The organism is Sphingobacterium sp. WOUb80 (assembly GCF_050058145.1).
GTDB lineage: Bacteria > Bacteroidota > Bacteroidia > Sphingobacteriales > Sphingobacteriaceae > Sphingobacterium.
The window spans coordinates 5,223,338-5,241,919 of the sequence record NZ_CP165617.1; the positions used below are offsets into that span (position 1 = coordinate 5,223,338).

At 41.7% G+C, this 18,582-nt stretch carries 20 protein-coding genes; 15 read left to right on the top strand and 5 right to left on the bottom strand.

Translation table 11 applies throughout. From position 1 onward, the window contains the following. The first annotated feature begins 1 nt into the window (after position 1). Positions 2 to 1,354 carry a RagB/SusD family nutrient uptake outer membrane protein gene (locus AB1Z56_RS21690; RefSeq protein ID WP_426790131.1) on the top strand — a complete coding sequence of 451 codons (1,353 nt, stop codon included), beginning with the start codon at positions 2 to 4 and terminating at the stop codon, positions 1,352 to 1,354. Between the two features lie 55 nt (positions 1,355 to 1,409). Here the strand turns inward: AB1Z56_RS21690 and AB1Z56_RS21695 are convergent, their stop codons facing one another. Both AB1Z56_RS21695 and AB1Z56_RS21700 read right to left on the bottom strand, forming a co-directional pair. Further along, positions 1,410 to 1,799, bottom strand: a complete 390-nt coding sequence (locus AB1Z56_RS21695) for a hypothetical protein (protein ID WP_426790132.1) — start codon at positions 1,797 to 1,799, stop codon at positions 1,410 to 1,412. A 109-nt stretch (positions 1,800 to 1,908) separates the two neighbouring features. Then, positions 1,909 to 2,535, bottom strand: a complete 627-nt coding sequence (locus tag AB1Z56_RS21700) for a hypothetical protein (RefSeq protein ID WP_426790133.1) — start codon at positions 2,533 to 2,535, stop codon at positions 1,909 to 1,911. A 305-nt stretch (positions 2,536 to 2,840) separates the two neighbouring features. On the opposite strand from AB1Z56_RS21700, the gene AB1Z56_RS21705 reads away from it, so the two are divergent. The 10 genes from AB1Z56_RS21705 to AB1Z56_RS21750 all read left to right on the top strand — a co-directional run bounded on the left by AB1Z56_RS21705 (position 2,841) and on the right by AB1Z56_RS21750 (position 9,267). Next, a complete protein-coding gene (locus tag AB1Z56_RS21705; RefSeq protein ID WP_426790134.1) occupies positions 2,841 to 2,966 on the top strand; it encodes a hypothetical protein in 126 nt (41 codons plus the stop codon). A gap of 80 nt (positions 2,967 to 3,046) precedes the next feature. Next, positions 3,047 to 3,964 carry a hypothetical protein gene (locus AB1Z56_RS21710; protein WP_426790135.1) on the top strand — a complete coding sequence of 306 codons (918 nt, stop codon included), beginning with the start codon at positions 3,047 to 3,049 and terminating at the stop codon, positions 3,962 to 3,964. A gap of 75 nt (positions 3,965 to 4,039) precedes the next feature. Next, on the top strand, positions 4,040 to 5,098 hold the full coding sequence (locus AB1Z56_RS21715) for a histidine kinase (protein WP_426790136.1): 1,059 nt from the start codon (positions 4,040 to 4,042) through the stop codon (positions 5,096 to 5,098). 27 nt (positions 5,099 to 5,125) lie between these two features. Beyond that, positions 5,126 to 5,878 carry a LytR/AlgR family response regulator transcription factor gene (locus AB1Z56_RS21720; protein WP_426790137.1) on the top strand — a complete coding sequence of 251 codons (753 nt, stop codon included), beginning with the start codon at positions 5,126 to 5,128 and terminating at the stop codon, positions 5,876 to 5,878. A gap of 30 nt (positions 5,879 to 5,908) precedes the next feature. Next, positions 5,909 to 6,214 (top strand): MerR family transcriptional regulator, encoded by a 306-nt coding sequence (locus AB1Z56_RS21725; protein ID WP_313264608.1) that lies wholly within the window; start codon positions 5,909 to 5,911, stop codon positions 6,212 to 6,214. Between the two features lie 420 nt (positions 6,215 to 6,634). Beyond that, positions 6,635 to 7,279 (top strand): DUF6266 family protein, encoded by a 645-nt coding sequence (locus AB1Z56_RS21730; RefSeq protein WP_309367414.1) that lies wholly within the window; start codon positions 6,635 to 6,637, stop codon positions 7,277 to 7,279. A gap of 10 nt (positions 7,280 to 7,289) precedes the next feature. After that, the gene (locus AB1Z56_RS21735) at positions 7,290 to 7,907 is read left to right on the top strand and encodes a DUF6266 family protein (protein ID WP_426790138.1); all 618 of its coding nucleotides are present in this window, start codon (positions 7,290 to 7,292) and stop codon (positions 7,905 to 7,907) included. Positions 7,908 to 7,935: 28 nt separating this feature from the next. Next, entirely contained in the window at positions 7,936 to 8,322 is a 387-nt protein-coding gene (locus tag AB1Z56_RS21740) for a hypothetical protein (RefSeq protein ID WP_313264604.1), read from the top strand. Further along, entirely contained in the window at positions 8,241 to 8,795 is a 555-nt protein-coding gene (locus AB1Z56_RS21745) for a CHAP domain-containing protein (RefSeq protein ID WP_426790139.1), read from the top strand. Before AB1Z56_RS21740 ends, AB1Z56_RS21745 begins: the two co-directional genes overlap by 82 nt. Then, on the top strand, positions 8,770 to 9,267 hold the full coding sequence (locus AB1Z56_RS21750; protein ID WP_426790140.1) for a hypothetical protein: 498 nt from the start codon (positions 8,770 to 8,772) through the stop codon (positions 9,265 to 9,267). The genes AB1Z56_RS21745 and AB1Z56_RS21750 overlap by 26 nt, the downstream gene beginning before the upstream one ends. 65 nt (positions 9,268 to 9,332) lie before the next feature. On the opposite strand, the gene gldM is transcribed toward AB1Z56_RS21750, so the two are convergent. Further along, positions 9,333 to 10,868 carry a gliding motility protein GldM gene (gene gldM, locus AB1Z56_RS21755; RefSeq protein WP_309367419.1) on the bottom strand — a complete coding sequence of 512 codons (1,536 nt, stop codon included), beginning with the start codon at positions 10,866 to 10,868 and terminating at the stop codon, positions 9,333 to 9,335. Positions 10,869 to 10,898: 30 nt separating this feature from the next. Then, positions 10,899 to 11,711 carry a gliding motility protein GldL gene (gene gldL / locus AB1Z56_RS21760; protein WP_426790141.1) on the bottom strand — a complete coding sequence of 271 codons (813 nt, stop codon included), beginning with the start codon at positions 11,709 to 11,711 and terminating at the stop codon, positions 10,899 to 10,901. An 801-nt stretch (positions 11,712 to 12,512) separates the two neighbouring features. On the opposite strand from gldL, the gene AB1Z56_RS21765 reads away from it, so the two are divergent. From AB1Z56_RS21765 to AB1Z56_RS21780, 4 genes are all read left to right on the top strand, one after another. Continuing rightward, positions 12,513 to 13,598, top strand: coding sequence for a mechanosensitive ion channel family protein (locus AB1Z56_RS21765; protein WP_426790142.1), 1,086 nt, complete (start codon positions 12,513 to 12,515; stop codon positions 13,596 to 13,598). 85 nt (positions 13,599 to 13,683) lie between these two features. Continuing rightward, entirely contained in the window at positions 13,684 to 14,766 is a 1,083-nt protein-coding gene (locus AB1Z56_RS21770; RefSeq protein ID WP_426790143.1) for an endonuclease/exonuclease/phosphatase family protein, read from the top strand. 105 nt (positions 14,767 to 14,871) lie between these two features. After that, a complete protein-coding gene (locus tag AB1Z56_RS21775) occupies positions 14,872 to 16,002 on the top strand; it encodes an acyltransferase family protein (RefSeq protein WP_426790144.1) in 1,131 nt (376 codons plus the stop codon). Next, positions 15,999 to 17,165, top strand: coding sequence for a C1 family peptidase (locus AB1Z56_RS21780; RefSeq protein ID WP_426790145.1), 1,167 nt, complete (start codon positions 15,999 to 16,001; stop codon positions 17,163 to 17,165). The genes AB1Z56_RS21775 and AB1Z56_RS21780 overlap by 4 nt, the downstream gene beginning before the upstream one ends. Before the next feature lie 2 nt (positions 17,166 to 17,167). Here AB1Z56_RS21780 and AB1Z56_RS21785 read toward each other — a convergent pair whose 3' ends face one another. Next, entirely contained in the window at positions 17,168 to 18,424 is a 1,257-nt protein-coding gene (locus AB1Z56_RS21785) for a tyrosine-type recombinase/integrase (protein ID WP_309367425.1), read from the bottom strand. Positions 18,425 to 18,582 lie beyond the last annotated feature (158 nt).

Below are 18,582 nucleotides of genomic sequence, written 5' to 3' on the forward strand. Positions count from 1 at the left end.
AATGAAAAACTGTATTTTATTAATTATAGGCTGCGCGTTCACGTTAGTGTCCTGTAAGAAGTATCTTGATCTAAAACCGGATGCTTCAATTGCAGTCCCCGAAACGATGGAGGATATCAGGGGCTTGCTAAATGATGTCAGTAATCTGAATGTGTTCGCCTCTTCGTTATTGGAAAATGGCACCGACGACTATTACCTTGAGGATAATACCCTTAGAAATATGAGTGAAACCGATCAGGGAATGTACCTATGGAAGAAGAACTATCCTGCAATTGATCTATCAGGAGATTGGTACAACGGCTATCGGGCTGTGATGACGGTAAATGTAGCCTTAGAGGCGCTCGATCGTATAAAAACGGGTGATGAACCAGAGAAAAAGACAATGCGAGGTGAAGCGCTATTTACCAGAGCACTCGTTCATTACTGTGAAGCACAGGTGTATACGGAAATTGGTCAGGTGGGGGCAGATGCAAAACCGGGAATACCAATTCGTCTCACCTCAGATTACAGCGTCGTCTCACAACGTGGTACTGTTGCTGAAAATGTTTCCGCCATATTAAAGGATCTCAACGAAGCGCTAGATCTTCTCCCTGAAACCGCTGTATCAAAAGTAAAACCGACGAAGGCTGCAGCCTATGCACTTTTGTCCCGTATTTATCTGTCGTTCAATCAATATGAGCTGGCTGAAAAATACGCTGATGCATCCCTAAAACTTTATCGTAAAGTAACGGATCTGAGTACCCTTGATCTAGAAAGCATGAGTCCCTTTCCGATCAACCATAATGAGATTATCTATGCGGTTTATGGTGTAACAGGAAATCTGCTTTTACAGAACAGTGCCAATGTAAATCGCGAACTGTATGAACAATATGCCGATAATGATCTTCGTAAAAGTGCTTATTTCTATGACAAAGGAAATGGGCACATTGGCTTGAAAGGGAACTATCCGGGTACATTTTCAACTTTATTCTTTGGATTGACAACGGACGAAGTGCTGTTGATCTCAGCAGAATGTGCCGCACGAAAAGGGGATCTGAATAAAGCAGCGGAGCAACTAAATAACTTGTTAACCTATAAATGGAGGTTAGGAACCTATAGTCCAATTACATTTTCTGATAAGGAGGCGGCTATTGGCCAAATCTTAAACGAACGGCGTAAGGAATTGATTTTTCGTGGGCTGAGGTGGAGCGATATAAAACGTTTAAATCGTGAGCAAGGACGGGAAATTGTTTTGCAAAGAAGGGACGACGCTGGAAATGTCATCGCAGAAATACCACCCAATGATAGCCGTTATTACTACCTAATACCTGATGAAGTGGTCAGGCAGACTGGTATGCAGCAAAATATACGTTAGTCAACAAGGGGAACTCCATTGGAGTATCCCCTTGTTAATCGTAGTAGGAAGCAGCCTAAAATGAACGTAGGCTTTTTACGGTACTGTTAATAGTAGGTGTAGGATTCGATACGGAGTTCTGAATATCTGCTCCTACTGTTGACGATCCCACGGCTGCACTCATATCTGGGTGCCCGGGATTTGAGAGGTCTTCTGGCGCTGAAATACGACAGATTGTCTGTGGGGTACCCCCACAAGAAGTCGATCCGGCCGGAGAATAATTGTCGGCATCAAGAGCCTGTGATAGGTTGTTGGACGTACCTTCGTACTTCCATTCAACAAAATCCGCTTTCCGATCTACTTTCACTTCTTCCTTGTCAGTGAAACTTTGGGCTCCATAAGCGAGCCCCAATCCTAATACGCTTAATGCGCCGGCACGTAGCCAGCTGTTTCTTTTTGTAAGCATAAGCTTAAAGTTTAGTTTATAAAATGTTTATCATAGCCAGCATCTTTCGCTGGCTCCTGATACAAAGTTGCACGCAAAACAAGTCCGATATAGGCCTGTACCATAGGAGCTATTTTTGAGCATATTTGCCCGTGAGCAGAAAATACTGCGCCTGCTGCACCGTGTGACGGGAAATGCCGAGCAGATCTGCCTGCTCAATTTGAGTGGTCGCAGCTTTGATTTCGGGCAACAACCTGGCAAAGTTGAGGTAGCGGTCAAAAGGTGAGTAGCCCAAGGTGGCCTGCCTAAGCAGAACCAGTTGCCTTTTCTTTTTATTGCCCAATACGTCAATCAATGTATCGATGGATTTTTCCTGTTCCTGAAACTGTCGTAGCACATGGTGTGGAATCGCAATAATAATTCCCGAACGAAGTGCCACAATATGCCCGCTGTTTAGATGATGTGTATATAGGTGATTGGTCGTCATTAAAGCCATGTTCGGAATAGCCAGGCTCATAATCCTGCGCTTGCCGGTTTCGGCGTTTTCTTCAATCCGAGCCAGGAGGCCTTTAGCGACAAAATAGGTCATTTCCGAATGATGGTCAGCTCGACTGAGCTGCTCGCCTCGTTTGACAATCTTAATCTTGAGGTTGTCCTTTGCCCACTGATAGTGGAAGCTGTCTATTGCATGATATTTTCCCCAAAAATCAAACAATAGTTTTAGTCCAGCCTTGGGGCTGCGCGAATCTGCTGTCATCTGTAATTTTTGTTTATTTGGTTTACTTTCAGTGATATATGGTTATTTAGTAAAGCTACGATGATTGAAAATCAATGACGAAACTACCCCTATAAAGCCTTTTGCCTCTAGAAAAACCTCATTTGCCACCTAAATCACTTGCAAAATGGAAAGTTTAGGAATCAAGTGGCAGATGAAGGCGATGTCCTTTAGCTCTCCAATTATTAGTTGAATTTTTACTCCCGATCGATCCACAGTCTTCAGTGCCTGAAGCCGTCAAGCTGTTGCGAGAACAGCCTATGGTTTTATTTTTTACGAGAAACAACGTGGAAATAACAACACTATTGGCCCAATTTGGTCTTTACAATCCGCAACCTCTGACCATCACTGAACTGATGTTAGGTGTTGATGAAGAGGAAGATGGAGGGAAATGCAATATCGTTTTCCCTTAAGAACATGATGATAACTGAATATGCTGTGCCTTATCCTTGGGCATAGCATATTCCCAATATTAACCCTAAAATATTTTTATATGCAATTTATTTGGAAAGCCGCCATGCAGGGGTACACCGAAAAGGATTGGCGGGACTTCGTTTTTTTCTCAGCCAATGTGCAGCATCTTTTGGGTATCCATCAGCTCGATATCCAGCAAAATCTACACCGTGCGACGATCAATTTTTCAAGGCGGCAGGCAGAAACGGACGCCATTAAATTTCAGTTCAATGACGAAACCTATTGGCTTTCTCCGGAACGCGCTCAATTTATCCTGAGTTTTCATTTTGGCTACTATCGGGCTGTTCCTGCCTTTCTGGTTCAGCGCGGCTATAAACTTTGTATTCCTGTGGCTAAAGAGGTTATGTCGCAGCAGTCACAGCATTACGCAGCTCTGCTCGGTGACCGCTGGCAAAAACAAGTTGTATTTCTGGAAGCCGAGGATCCTTATCTTTTCTTTAAGTTACGGCAGCAGATGGATCTTGGCTATCACATATTCTGCTACCTTGATGGTGGAGTAAGCGCAGCCAAAGAAGCGCAGCGGAGCAAATTGAAGAAGATACCATTTTTAAATGGACAGATTTCGGTACAGTATGGTCTTCTGGATATGGTGCACCTGCTTGGAAAAAAACTGACAGTACTGATTGCCGAAATGCCCTTGGAAAATGAAAATATTACTATTCGTACATTGGACCATTGTGATGTGAACTGGTATCCGAATCGAAATCATTTTACGGAATACTACAGCAGAATCATCTATGAGGATTTTGAAGAGGTCCTGTTGGAATATCCGGAGGCCTGGGAGCCGTGGCTTTACCTACACAAGACCATGTCGCCAAGCTCGGATGAAGCAACCTGGTCGGTAACTAATCGTATAATTTCATTTAGCATGAAAGAGAAACAATTGCTGTTTGATAAGTTTACTTACCTGAGTTATCCCCTTCCTGTAACGATTTGATAAGAAATCGATCAGAATACTTGTTTAAACATGATGTTGTAATTATCTTTAGATTATCAATTATAAACCAATAATATGAATAGGTTCTTTAAAAGAAAGTGGTTGTTGCACTGCTGTTTCTGGATTTTATATAGCATTTATTTTTTTGTCGTAAACGCACTTGGCAATTCCAGACTGAATCTGGGAGCTTCCTTCATCACCGTATTTTATTGTGCGATCATCTTCTATACGGTGTATCTGATCTTTAAGTATGTTTACGATCGGGGGCATATACTGGGAACTATAGTGTTGATGATAGGCTTTTATTTACTCTCCGCACTAATGGTGTACCATGAATTGTATGGCAAGTTTGGACTAGAGATTATAAATAATAAGTACGTTATCGTTCATCATGCCTTTAGTTGGGCAAAGTATTCTCAGACCTTTCTCGTCATGCATAGTAATTATACGGTCATGGCAGTGGGCTATTATTACTATAAGAGTAAGCTTCGTGAATCGAATGATAAACTTGTGGCAGTGAAAGCACGTCTGGATGCAGAATCTAGCATGAAATCTTTTCAGTATACAACCTTATCTGCACAGGTGCATCCGCATATGATGGCGAATATCTTTAGCCATTTAAAGAATAAGGTGGACCCATTTGATGTTGAATTGGGCTTGCAGCTTACGGAAATTTATCGCTTAATGAAATTCTATATGGAGGCCCATCACGTGGAGGGGGCAACCCATATTTTATTAGCGGATGAAGTGACAGCACTGGAGCAGTACCTGTCTATACAGGAGAAAGTCGAACCAAATCCTTTTTACATAAATCTTTCCTGCTCGGGTAACCTGATGCGATTTAGTACTGCACCTACACTATTGCAGACGCTCGCTGGTAACTTATTTAAGCATGCGGACTTGTGGGATAAAGATCACCCCGCCAAAATCGACATTCTTGTCGACCATGCTGGTTATCGGATCACGGTTGAAAATAGAAAGCGAAGCGGACCTCAAATCCTACCAAGTCACGATGTAGGACTTCGGAATGTACGAACTCGCATGGAATACCTCTTTGGAACGGACTTTTCGATGGAAGAAAAGCAGGACGCTGATCATTATGAACTTACGCTATGTGTGCAGCACTACAGATAATTAAAGGAACAAAAAAATGATGGAAATATGAATAGAATATGGATTGGAATCATCATCGATGACCAAAAGCCGCATATCGACCATCTGCTTGAGATGGTCGAAGAGATCGGCTATGTGCAGATTGCCAAAACTTTTAATGATCCGCAAGACGCCCGGATTTTTCTGCGTGCCAACAAAGTGGATTTTATGATCCTCGATGTGGAGCTTGGAAGAATGAACGCTTTTGATTTTTTAAGAACCTTACCCAGCTCAAATCTAAAAACGATACTTTATACCGCACACCGCCAATACGAGGATCCGGGATATGATTTCGGTGTCGTTGATGTACTGCTCAAAGAGGTGTCTATGAGTCGTTTCTATGCGGCACTGCGCCGGGTGGATGACGCGCTAGCTAAATTGATTCCACTATCTGATCACGATTCACTGGAAAATTATACCTATTATTTTATGATCAAAGGGCCGGTGCGTTATCAGCGGACGGAGGTTCGTATGAAAGAACTTGTTTATGTGGAAAGTGCCAATGGCCAGGTTAAATTTCACATGATCGGGGGTAAAATACTCAGCTGCAGCAGTACCATGCGGGAAGTGTTGGGGCGATTGCCGGTCAGATGGTTTAAGCAATGCCATCAGAGCATTGTAATTAATATCAATTTTTTTTACAGCTATGGGGTTGGTGGCGTATTGATGACCGAAGGGACGAAAAAAACGCTTCCTGTGGGTGATAAAAAACTGTATGCAGACTTCTTTAGCTTTATTAATTCCAATACGCTTGGAGGATAATTCCATTTGCCATTATATACAATTAAAAATATGAGAAAAGATTCATTCAACAATATCGGCCGTAAGACAGATGCTCATCTCTTGCAGGCCTTGCATATACTTTTTACAGAAATACAAAAACTGAAAACAGCAGTGCTGCATAGCATTCAGGTTGATGATACCAATATTGAACTTCGTGATACAGCATATGTCAAAGACACCGTAGGGGTATCGGACCGCACGTTGTTGCGGTATCAAAACTTAGGCCTCATTCGGGTACATCAGCGCGATAAAGGGGGGAAGAAGTATTTTAAACTTGACGATGTTTTACGGCTCAAACGTTACCTGAATGGTTGATATTTAAACTGCGGCGAAGTTCTTGGCCATCGGCCGGGCTTCGCTGCTGCTTTTGTTTCCTTATGCCATAGGCTTTGTTCGTCCCTGTCATGCCCTTCGCTCGCCAGTATGCCTAGTTGACTCCTAGTTGAGACCTAGTGTTTACCTATCAAACTAGGTCTCAACTAGGGGATTCATCGGTATTTGATAAGTCAATCCCCACCGGAGGCCATAAGCAATCCGGTAGCAGATCATTGTAGGGGTTTCTACTTGTCTATTGGCGGCCGTCGGACAATTGATAGATTCCTGTCGGACAAGCGTCGGACAATCTGTTTTAGGTGTATTTTTCTGTTAATGAATGTTTTATGTTTGTTCTGTCAAGCGAAAATACCGGTATGAAAATCTTGGCGATTTATTTTTTAATCCTTAAAATTTTTAAAAATGGGAACAATTGTAAATGGAGCAAATGGAGGCTTCAGTGGTAAGGCCGGCTCAGTGATCGGTGCCAGCTGGAAGAGCATCAACTACATCAGAGGACTTGCTAAAAAGAGCAATAAGCCGTATACGGAAGCACAACTGATCGTACAGACGCGATTTAAGACGTTAATGCGTTTTCTGCTGCCGATAAATAATTTTCTAAAAATCGGTTTTGGCCAGAAAAAGGCAGATCGTCTTACACCGCTCAACTATGCTTTTCAGCTAAATCAGGATCTGGCCATTCAGGGTGTCTATCCTGATCTGAGTTTGGACTATAGCAAGATCAGAATTGCGGACGGGATCTATGGTGGTGGCGGAACAGTAGAAGCTGGTTTTGATGCGGATGAGATCACAGTGGCCTGGTCGACGGGCAATAACGATGTCTACGAAACAAAAGGAGACGATCTCTTTTATGTGATCTGTTACCATCCTGCAAAGGATGAATTCATGACTACGCCAACTGTGCCGAAAAGGCAAGATGGGGTGATCACATTTGGAGTGCCTGAGCATCTGTTGGGTGATGCCGTACATATCTGGTATTTCATGTCAGACCGGACAAAGACCAAAATCAGCAGAAGCAGTTATCTCGGTGAAATAATGCTCGCCTAAGCTGCAGAAAATGTACCAAGGGCATGCCTGCCCTTGGTACATTTTGATATCAAATAAGGAAACCATTCAATTAATACAATTTCAGATGAAAAAAAGAAAAAGAAATAAGACAATAGGTATGCTGCTGACGCAGCAAAAGTTTTATCTAGCTAGCCAATATCTTTTGCCATTGGCATCGGTTCTTAAGGAGGGATTTGCGCAGTATGTGAGCCGGGAAAAAGCAAAGCATGTGTCCGCACGCAATCTGGCAATGGCGCATGCGGTCAAATATGCTGTCAAAGGTGAATACCCGGAGCTATACATTGATCCTGCTCTGATTCTGCTCTCTGATGGTTCCGTAAGGGGGATAAACATAGAGAATATGACGCTGAATAATAATGCTTTGTGGCTGGACTTTGATGGTGGTAAGATCACGGCCATGAATCACGATGACGAGCTGTTGTTGGTGGTTTATGATCCGATAGCCGGAGTTGCTATCCGTAACGAGACCCTGGTTACGCGCTCGAGTTCAGGCCTAAGACTCGAACTGCCTGATTATATGAAAAATGTCCGGCTTGATGTCTTTATCTTGGTACGCGATCGGAGTCGAAACCGCTATTCGCGGAGTCAATATGCGGGCAACATATAACTATTTTATATCATTAAATTATATCACTATGAATAGTGTAGAAATGAAAGGACCATGGTATGGTCTAACACAAAAACTGCCGATCGAGCCCAAATACATGCTCGGTATGGCAAGTATATTATTGGTCATTATTTTCCTATTTGTTGGAAGTATTTTGCAATTTTTCGACCCAGCATCAGCTGCGCTTGATATGGGGGTGCTATCCCTGTTGTATTTTGGGCTGATGGCCGGACTGGTTTTTATCTGTTGCTGCACTTGGTTGCTGGAGTACCTATGGAGACCTTTTAAATATTATAGACAGGATATTTATTATCATTTTAATCAATTAAGCTCATGGCAACAATCCATTCTTTATTTCTCTGTTTTCTTTCTATTGCTCTTTGCATTTCTCCTGCTACTGGAAATGCTGTTTTAGAGGGAACGTATAGCAACGCTAGTGTACGAAATACCGATCTGCTAAGACGGCAAATCTATGAAATTGCAGCGAATGAAATTGGGGTAAGGGAGCGCGGAGGCGATAATAAGGGTGCAGAGATTTCGAAGTACCTTGCCTATGTAGGCCTAGGTGATGGCTATGAATGGTGTGCAGCATTTGCTAGCTGGTGTTATGGGCAGGCTGGTCGTTCAAAGCCGCGCAGTGCCTGGAGTCCTGCGCTCTTTCCGAAAGCGCGTCGCTATATCAAAGCGCAGTTATTGGAAGGAAATGTACGACAAGCCGATTTGTTCGCGATCTATAGCAGCCAATTGAAACGGATCCATCATGTAGGGCTAGTCAAAGCAGTTCATGGCCAAATGTTGATCTCGGTAGAAGGAAATAGCCACGACCGGGTAGAATCACGGCGGCGGCCCCTTACAACCATTTATGCTATTGCAAATTGGATCGATTGAGGAGAGCACGGTCATGAATAAATACACAATTTCAGACTCTGAGAGTCTAGTGTTTTGCCTCTTGGTGATAAGCGTTGCTGTGGTCACCGGCTGTAGCGTCTTCCGGGGAAAAAAACAGTTGGAAGAGAAATCCAGTAGGACTTATAATCAACATGAGCAGCAGAATTTGCAATTTCATCAGCAGCAGCAGGATAGTTTGTCTTCCTATTGGTATTTTAGTACGGATAGTCCAATGTGGTTTCACCCGGATTGTGGGTTATGGGCCAAGGGCGGGAAAATTTTCGCTCACCAGTCGAACATAAAGCGATGGGAAGAGAATTTGCGGCTTCAGCAGACCAATAGAAAGGAGGCAAGTACTTCGGATTCGCGTGTGAAGCGGGAAAATAAAGTCGTATCAACTGAGATCTTTGCGATAGGGGGCGTTTTACTAGCTGTGCTAGGATGTTGGATCTGGTGGCGGTGGAGAAAGTAGTTCAAAGAAGCCCTGCTTCTTTTTGGGAGCAGGGCTTGTTATGTAGCAGATGTAGTTCTGTTATATTAATTTGCTGTCAAAGCAACTGCATTGAGCTGTCTGGAGGTTCCGTCTGGACCTACGGCAACGATATTGTCGAAGATGACGCGTGTGCCCGGTACAATGCCATTGAGGGCTGAAGACATGCTTGAGCTTAACTGGCCACCCGAAGTCGACAATACGATTGCATCCGCACGTGGCTTCGCAATGATCATCGTAAATTTGGTAACCCTAAAAGTTGCATCAAAGTCAAAGTTATCCAGTTTCGCAAACAATGCATTTTGTGCCTTAAGTGCTACAGTAGCCATTGATCCACCTGTTTTGCCAGCAAACTTGGCAATAGGATCTGGAATGCGTTTCACACGGAATTCTGTCGAACTCAAGGTCTGCGTTTTTCCCGGTGCTACCTCAGCGGATACTGAAATATGTGCTGTTCCCGGAGAACTCACTTTCACATTATACTTACCGCCTCCCGCACTGGAAATACTACCGCCACTCATGCTGACACGGATTTTATCGGTAGATGTACCCGGAGCTGATACCGATATCGGGTTGTTAACACCAATATAAAGCACGTTCATCTTGTCTGGTGAAACGACTGCTGAAGGACGCGCTACTTGATAGGTCTGTACAGGGGTACGATATTCTTTATAGGATCCATCGGTCTGTTTCACCTTGATCACACCACTCCAGGTATAGATACCTTCACGGCTTGTGTTGACTGAATAAACACCTTTTCCATCCACCACCTGAAGCGATGATCCATTCACCGAAATGGCCGGTTCAGATTTGGAATCGGACGCTGTCAGAAATACCTCTGCTTTGTAAGGCTGTCCTTGGACTAAATAGGAGGTCGGTGCAACAGCAACCGCTGCAAATTTGTCCAGGTTCACCACGGCTTGATCCATTTTACCTAAAATAAGCTTAACCACATCAGATTCTGCGTTTTGTGCGTCGGTCTGTATTTTGGTCAAAATAGTCATTGCTGCTGTCAAAGGTGTACCACTGCCAAAATTGATTTCTTCCCAGGATTTTTTGCCATTGACAGCTTTCTCTGGATCTTTTGCTTCCAGTGAGAATGATACCATCTTTTGTTCTTCCGGCGTGAGTAGAGCCAATAATTTCGTACGTGTCGAATTTATTTTGTCTTTTAAGAGCGTTCCCTTTTTCTCATTGATCATCAGATTTGGGGAAATGTCCTCGTTTTCACGTTGTGCAAGATCGCCTTTTTCTTCATCGTATCCACCGCCTTGTTTGACGAACTCCTCTTTTAAGGAAGCGATATATTGATTGAGCTCGCCAATGATAGCCTGCGCTTTTTTGGCCTTGTCATAAATCGGCTTTGCACGTGCGGGTTCTTCTTTTAATTTGGTGTTTTCGAATGCGGTAAACAGCTGTTGAACGGCTGTGCTGACATTCGATTTGGATGTTTCGAGACTGTTATTGATATTTTTGAATGCATCCAAGATGGAATCCGGTACGTTGAGCGCCAATAAGGCGAGCAAGACCAGATAGAGGATGCCAATCATCCTTTGCCTTGGAGTTTCTCTTCCTAATGCCATTGTTTTTGATTTAAGTAATACAAGAATTAATTACACACGCGGTTGATTCATCGCGCTCAACATATTGCCATAAATGGCATTCAAGGCATTGAGGTTTTTCGCTAGCTTGCCCACTTCATCTTTGAATGCTTTGGAATCATCCAGCGATTCGTTGAAGTTTTGCATGGTAAAACTTAGGTTCTCATAAAACTTGTTCATCGATTGTAAATGTGATGCTGAATCGCGCAATTCCCGTTCATACATCGCATTTAACTGACTTAGATTGGTTGTCAAACTTTTTACCTGTTCGTGGTAGTTTGACGTATCGCCCGAAGTGTTTGACATCGCGACCAGGTTTTCCGATGCTTTTTCAAAAGCGAGACTCAGGTTGTCAAATTTTGAAGTTGCTGTTCGCAGCTTATTGGTAAACTCCTCTGTTGCTAATGAAACATCGGATAACTTGTTTATGGCAGATACTTTCTCACTGAAATCGCGTAGGCCACGACCTAGATTTTCAATGCTTGCCGGTTCAATGTTGGCATCGGCGAACATTTTATCTAACGCGGCAGTTGCCGATGGGCCTGCCGGTTGGGCAACCACAGTTTTTCCTCTTTGTGGAAGCTCGCCATTAAAATTGTCGTCCAATTCGGGATAGACACGTGTCCAGTCCGGTTCTGGTGCGGGTGGGTTGAAACCCATTAAAAAGAAAAGGAAGGCTTCTACACCTAAACCGATTCCGATCATATAGTTGGCTGTGGTGCCGCCAATATGGAGAATCTTAAATAGTACCCCGATGATTACGATACTCGCTCCCCAGGATATGGCCACATTCAGCCATCTAGAATTGTCTTTTTTCTTGCTCATTTTTTTTATCAGTGTTTGGTTTAATTTTCTTGGAAAGTTTGAAATTCCTACGCTTTAAACTTTATTATAAACGGTAAATACCTTTTTTATAGTATGTTTAAGTGAAGCATGCTATATAAAGCCAGTTATCTGTTTGTAATTGGCTCTTTAGGCTCAAAAAACATACCAAAAGGCTATCATCAGGAGTAGGATATGTAGATACTGAGAATTTAAGTTAAGAGCATGAAGTTGTTGGATATATTTCTGCTAATCTGCTATAGCTTGATTGAATTTCGCTGTGGAGAATTTCAAAGAGGTCATTTATTGAGGATTAAATATAAAAATAAAAAAAGGTTTTCACTCGGGGAGAATGAAAACCTTCAAATAACCAATTATAAACCTATCAAGGTGATGTAAATATATGATTTTTTTGTTTTGTTTTCAATTTTAATCTGTTTTTTTACCTGATTTTTTAATTAAAAACTGTTTTTGTTGGTATTTTAATTCATTTTTTTGTCTTTTTTTTGTTTATTTTATTTGATTTTATGTTTTTTTATTATAATTAAGCATTTTATTTGGTCTTTTTCTGTGATTTATTTATTTGTGTTGTATGTGTGTGGTTTTTGTTGCGCTTAATGTGTTGTTTTTTTTGTCTTAAATATTTTTTTTTGTTTGTAAATGCTTATCTGTGATTAGTATCATGCGCAAAAATATTCTTAGCTATCCTCTTAACTGATTTTTCTCAAAATAAAACAAACGTTAGGCCTTCTTAGCAGTTATACTTTAATAAGCTATAGATCGTAAACACAAAGAAAGAACAATATGATGAACGAAACATTAATTCAACTTTCACAGAAGTTGCCCGCCTGGCTCTGGAATATTGCATTAATCCTCTTTTCATTTTTAATAGGTTTTCTGATCAAACTGATTTTTATACCGCTTTTGCGCAGACAAGCGATTCAGCAGGAATCTTATAGTTTATTTCGTTCCTTTGTAAGACGTTTTAACAGTGTGTTGAGTGTATTTATCCCCTTAATTGTTTTCAATAGTTTACTGCCCTTTACCCAATTTAACGAAAGGACGCTCCGTGTGGTGAGCAAAACCAATGAACTTTTATTGGTTAGTTTCTTTGCCATCGTCCTGATACAGGGGATCAAGGTTTTTGAAGATTATCTCTATCATCGTTTTGATATTAACAAGGAGAATAACCTGCGCGAACGAAAGATTAGGACGCAAATCGTCTTTATCCGAAAAGTGGTGGTTACCCTTATCATCGTAATCTCTTTGGCGATTATTCTATTAAGCTTTGATAGTATGCAAAAGATCGGAGCCGGCTTGCTCACAGGTGTGGGGGTTGGTGGTATTATCATCGGTTTTGCTGCACAGAAGTCCTTGGGAAATCTCCTCGCTGGCTTTCAGATTGCTTTTACACAACCTATACGTATGGATGACGTATTAGTAGTAGAAGGGGAATGGGGGCGCGTGGAGGAAATCAATTTAACTTACGTAGTGGTCAATATCTGGGACAAACGCCGCTTGGTTTTACCCATTACCTATTTTATTGAAAAGCCATTCCAAAATTGGACGCGCACAACTTCTGAGATATTAGGAACCGTATTTATCTATACAGATTTTACGGTACCTGTCCAGCTATTGCGTGAAAAATTGACTTCCCTACTTACTGGGCATCCGCTTTGGGACGGGAAAGTCAATGTGCTTCAGGTTACAGATTTAAAAGAGCGTACCATGGAGATCCGCTGCCTGATGAGCTGCCGCAATTCGGGGCAGGCTTTTGACCTGCGCTGTTTTATACGCGAGGAAATGATATCGTATATCCACACAAACTTCCCAAATGCACTAGCCAGGACAAGGGTGGATTATCAAGAAGGCTTTCAAAAGGATATATAATAGCTAAGGAGCGCTTGATAAATGATGGTCTGTTGAAAATAAACGTAATTTGTTTAAGTTTGTCTAAAATTTTAGCGCGAGCGATATGCTGATTTTCTATATTATCTTCTCCAGTATATTGATTTTACTGAGTGTATTACCCTTTATTCAAAGCCAGCATTGGGTATTTCGGGTAGCCGAATTTGTCAAGCTGCAGCTGCTGGTATTTCAGGTGCCAGTATTGGCTTTAGGCTTTTATCTTGTGACTGAAGACCCCTGGTTATGGTGGTTGCAAGGGCTGCAGATGGCTTTGATTGTTTACCATACCTATATATTGATACGTTATACCAAATTTTGGCGTCGCGAAAAATATGAAAAGGGCAAGGATGCATCCGATAGCATTAAAGTAATCTCCTGTAATGTGCTGCAATTTAATACGGCTTATGATCGATTTATTGAGCTGATTCAGAAAGAAAAGCCGCATATCTTTTTGACCATGGAAAGTGATGCGGCATGGGAAAAAGCCTTGCGTGAGTTGGAGAGCGATTATCCTAATTTTGAGAAGGTAACTTTGGACAACACCTACGGGATGCATTTTTATACGAACCTCAAGATCAACAAATGTCAGGTACACTATTTTGTAGCGGATGATATCCCGAGTATTGAAGCGGAACTGGAAACCACCGATGGACATCGTTTTATCTTTTTTGCCGTTCATCCGCCACCGCCGAGTCCGACCGAAGAGGAGACTTCCAAAGAAAGGGATGGCGATCTGCTCAGTGTGGCCAAGCAGGTTCGCGATTATAAAATGCCGGTGGTTGTAACAGGGGATTTTAACAATGTCGCCTGGGCCAAATCTTCCCTCTTGTTCAAAAAAGCCAGCAAATTGATCGATGCACGCATCGGTAGAGGCATTTTATCAACCTTTCATGCCAATTATTGGTTTTTTAGAGTACCCTTGGATCTGTTGTTTCATAGTCCGACCGTATTTATTGACAAGTTGTTTATTTATCCTTCTGTTGGGTCTGACCATTTTCCCATGGGCTGTACATTTTTTATCGATCGTTATTCCGAAGAGCAGGCGGAAGATATCGAACATTTGGAAGCTGGCGATATGTCGGATGTCAATGAGATGATTGCTGAGGGTAAAGAGGAAGAAAGCGAAAATCGAATTCCGGAAGGGGAATAAGGAAGTTAAATTCCGGATTGTCTTTCTTTTTAATGAAAAAAGGGAAGAAATTTGTTTGAAATGCTTAATTTAACGACACTAAGCAAGATAAACCGAATCCAATCCATGGTAAGAGATCATTCTTCTTCGTTAACTTCGGCAACGCTCTTGTCGAAAACTATCGATTTTCTCCGCTTCCCCCTGATCGTAGGGGTCGTATTTATTCATACTGATTTTTCGAATATCATCATTCAGGGTTCAAAACAGGTTAATATGCTCCATTTTCCTGTTTTCGCACACGTCTTTTTCTTATTTTCGAAGATCGTCTTCGAAGTCTGTGTGCCGCTTTTCTTTTTTATTTCAGGCTTTCTTTTTTTTTATCGTACGGAGTCCTTCACGTTTGAGGTCTATCTCAAAAAATTAAAGAGCAGGCTGCACAGTCTGTTTATTCCTTATATTTTTTGGAACCTAGCGGTACTGTTTTTTTTCTTTCTGGCACAGACTTTTTTCGGTGGACTTTTATCAGGTGCCAATAAGCCAATTGTTCAGTACAGTATATCAGATTGGCTTTGGTCTTTTTGGGACACTTCACATATCCATGTCCAGGCTACAAAAAATTTACCAATCAATTCACCTTTTTGGTTTATCCGTGATCTCATGGTGCTTGTGGTCCTGTCGCCCATCGTTTATATTTTAATTAAAAAGTTACATCTATTTGCGGTGTTGGTAATAGGGGTTATCTGGGTCTGCAATCCTTATTTTTACCTGCCCGGATGGAGTACGGTTTCTTTCTTTTTCTTTTCGGCAGGGGCTTACTTTAGTTTGCATAAAAAGAATTTTGTGCTCATCATGAAGTCTTTATTGCCCTGGCCAATTCCATGTTATATCCTGCTGCTCGTATCGGCATTTTATAGTTTGGGCGAAGGCTGGTGGAGCTATAGCTATTGTGCAAATGTATTGGTCGGGTTGATAAGCGTGGTTGCAGTGACAGCCTACTTTATCGAAAAGGGACACTGGGGGCCCAATTACTTTTTGGCCAGTGCCAGCTTTTTTATATTTGCTTACCACCGTTTGCCATTGGTTTTTATTATCAAATTCTTATTTAACCAGATTAGACCGCAAACGGATGCTACACTGCTGTTTTTGTATTTTCTCTGCCCAGCTATTATTATACTGTTGGGACTATTGTTTTATTGGGCTATTAAGAAACTGTTGCCCAGCTTTACGGCAGTTATTTGCGGGGGTAGATTATCATGAAAAAAAAGAATTGGATCATTTTAGCAATCATAGTTGCTATATCTGCAGCCGTAGCCATACTTTATAGATTTTATTATCCGAAAAATATAAAGTTGCTCGAGTCGGAGTTTGTTTTTACGGAGTTGATCCGATTGAAAAGTACAACAGTTAAGAATCAGGGAGCTTCCAATACCTGTTGGTCTTATACTGGGAATTCCTTTCTCGAATCAGAAATGATCCGAATGGGTAGAGATCCTGTAGCGATTTCGCCGCTATATACCGTCAGGAAGGCTTATCTTGAACGGGCCAGAAACTACCTGCGCCTGCACGGTGGCCTAAAATTAAATGAGGGCGGACAGCTTCACGATGTCATGCAGATACTGCGTCTTCATGGGGCGATGCCTAGAGCTGCCTATACGGGAATTAAAGCGGGTAAAAGCTCGAGCAATTTCAAGGGGCTGCGCGCTGTATTGAACAGTACATTATCCAGTATGTTAAAAAGTAGGGAGCTGAAAAAGAGCTGGGAACAAGATGTGGAGGTGCTAATGGATGACTATCTGGGCAAAGTTCCCGTTAATTTTGATTATCAGGGTAAATCGTATACAGCACTTAGTTTTGCTGATCAGGTGATAGGCATCGATCCAGATCAATATATTCATATCGCTTCTGTAACCACTGCGCCCTACTACAAACCATTTGTTTTTTTGATTCCCGACAACTGGTCTTTCAATCAGTTTTATAACTTACCAATGGAAGAACTAACAGCTGTTATTGATCGGGCTTTAATAAAAGGCTTTACAGTAGCGTGTACAGTTGACATTTCGGAACCTGGTTTTTCCTGGCTTTATGGCATCGCGTATGTTCCCCAAAAGTCGGTATCAGACATGACAGCGGAAGAAAAGAAAACGCAATTCGTCAGGCCACAACCTGAACGTAAAGTTAATGCTATGGAGCGCCAAAACGCATTTGATGCATGGCAAACAACAGATGATCATGCGTTACATATTATTGGCTTAGTAAAAGATCAAAACGGAAAAGAATACTATGTAGCCAAGAATTCTTGGGGCAGGGGCAATGCCTTCCAGGGCTTTGTCTACCTCACGAAAGAATATGTACGCTATAAAAGCACAGCCTTGATGCTTCACAAAGATGCTCTTGAACCATCTTTGAGAAACAAATTGTAAAACTAGCTGCTCAGTGGTTGCTGTTGCGGTCTTCTCCGATTTTGATACATGTTTTCCAGGTAAGTCCCTAGTGATCGGGTACGTTCGGTATCCACATTGCTGATATACCGCTGAAACATCTGTTCTGTACTATGTCCAGTCGCATCCATCAACAATGCTGTAGGAATTTTACCATAAAAATTTGTGGCAAAACTCCTACGGCCGATATGGCTGGTAATCGCTTCACATTTTGGAATAAGCTGGTCTGAGGAACGGAATCCGTTTCGCTTCCTGACTTTTACCAGCGAGGTAATACCTGCAAGACGTGTCACTTCCTTGATTTGCTCATTATATTTTTGAGCAGTCATTTTATGTGGGAAGCGATGCCCGTTATTCGACATAATAATTAATGCCGTAGGATGAAGTGGAAGTAAAATGCTTTTCTGTGTTTTCTGTTGAGTGAAGGATAAACAGGGCTTACCGTCCAGAATCTCCATCATGTCCAGATTGAAATTCATGAAATCAGACACGCGTTGCCCGGTGTAGCAGCTGATCACGAGCCAATCTTTTGCGGCCTTCAGATGGACTGGCACCTCTATATTTTTTATTGTGCTAATTTCATCTTCACTGAGGCTTATAGCACGATTTATTTTTTTGACCTTGGGCAGTTCTAACTCATAAACAAAAGTTCGCACCCCTCTTTTTTCCAAAAAATTAAGTACTGTGCGCACAAAATGTATCGTGCGGTGTATGGTGCTTATACTGTAGTTTTCGGCTTCACCATAGGCAATAAATTGTTGTACAAAAAGGCTATTCACCTGATCCAGCATCAGGTGTTTTTGCTGATGGCCCTCATAGCGTTTTAATAAGCGGAAGAAGACGAGGTAGCGTTTGTGTGTGGTCGAAGTAATGAGGTGAATTCGGCTTTTGATAAAATTGTCTACGCTTTGTAGCAGTCCGCCTGCTGGAAGCGAAGGCGTTGCTTCTGAGCAGCATTTTTTGACTAAGCGGTTGACTGCGCGGAGTGAAAACTCCTTTTTATTCGACTTTAATTCAGAAAGATAAGTCGCTATTGAAATCTTCAAAGCATCCAGCTTGGTATTTAGCTTTTTAAACTTTTTCAGATAAATGTTACAGGGGCGCTGTTTCTCTCCATCCCATTGAGCCGGAATAATTTTTAAAGGAGTTTTAATAAGAAGCTGCTGTTGTTGATCGTCAACAAATGAAAGGTAGATAAAGGATATTGAAGTAGGATTCAATAAGGTAAAATTAAAAATCATGAGGTAAACTTTTTGCTATTGTCTGAGCATAAAGATACTAGATTATACAGATTAGTCTAATTCAGACTACAATCCTACCTATTCAAATATAACTATTTTTTTTTAATTACTTACAAGATATGCCTTTAAAATAATCATTCGGTTAGTAAATGTTTTTA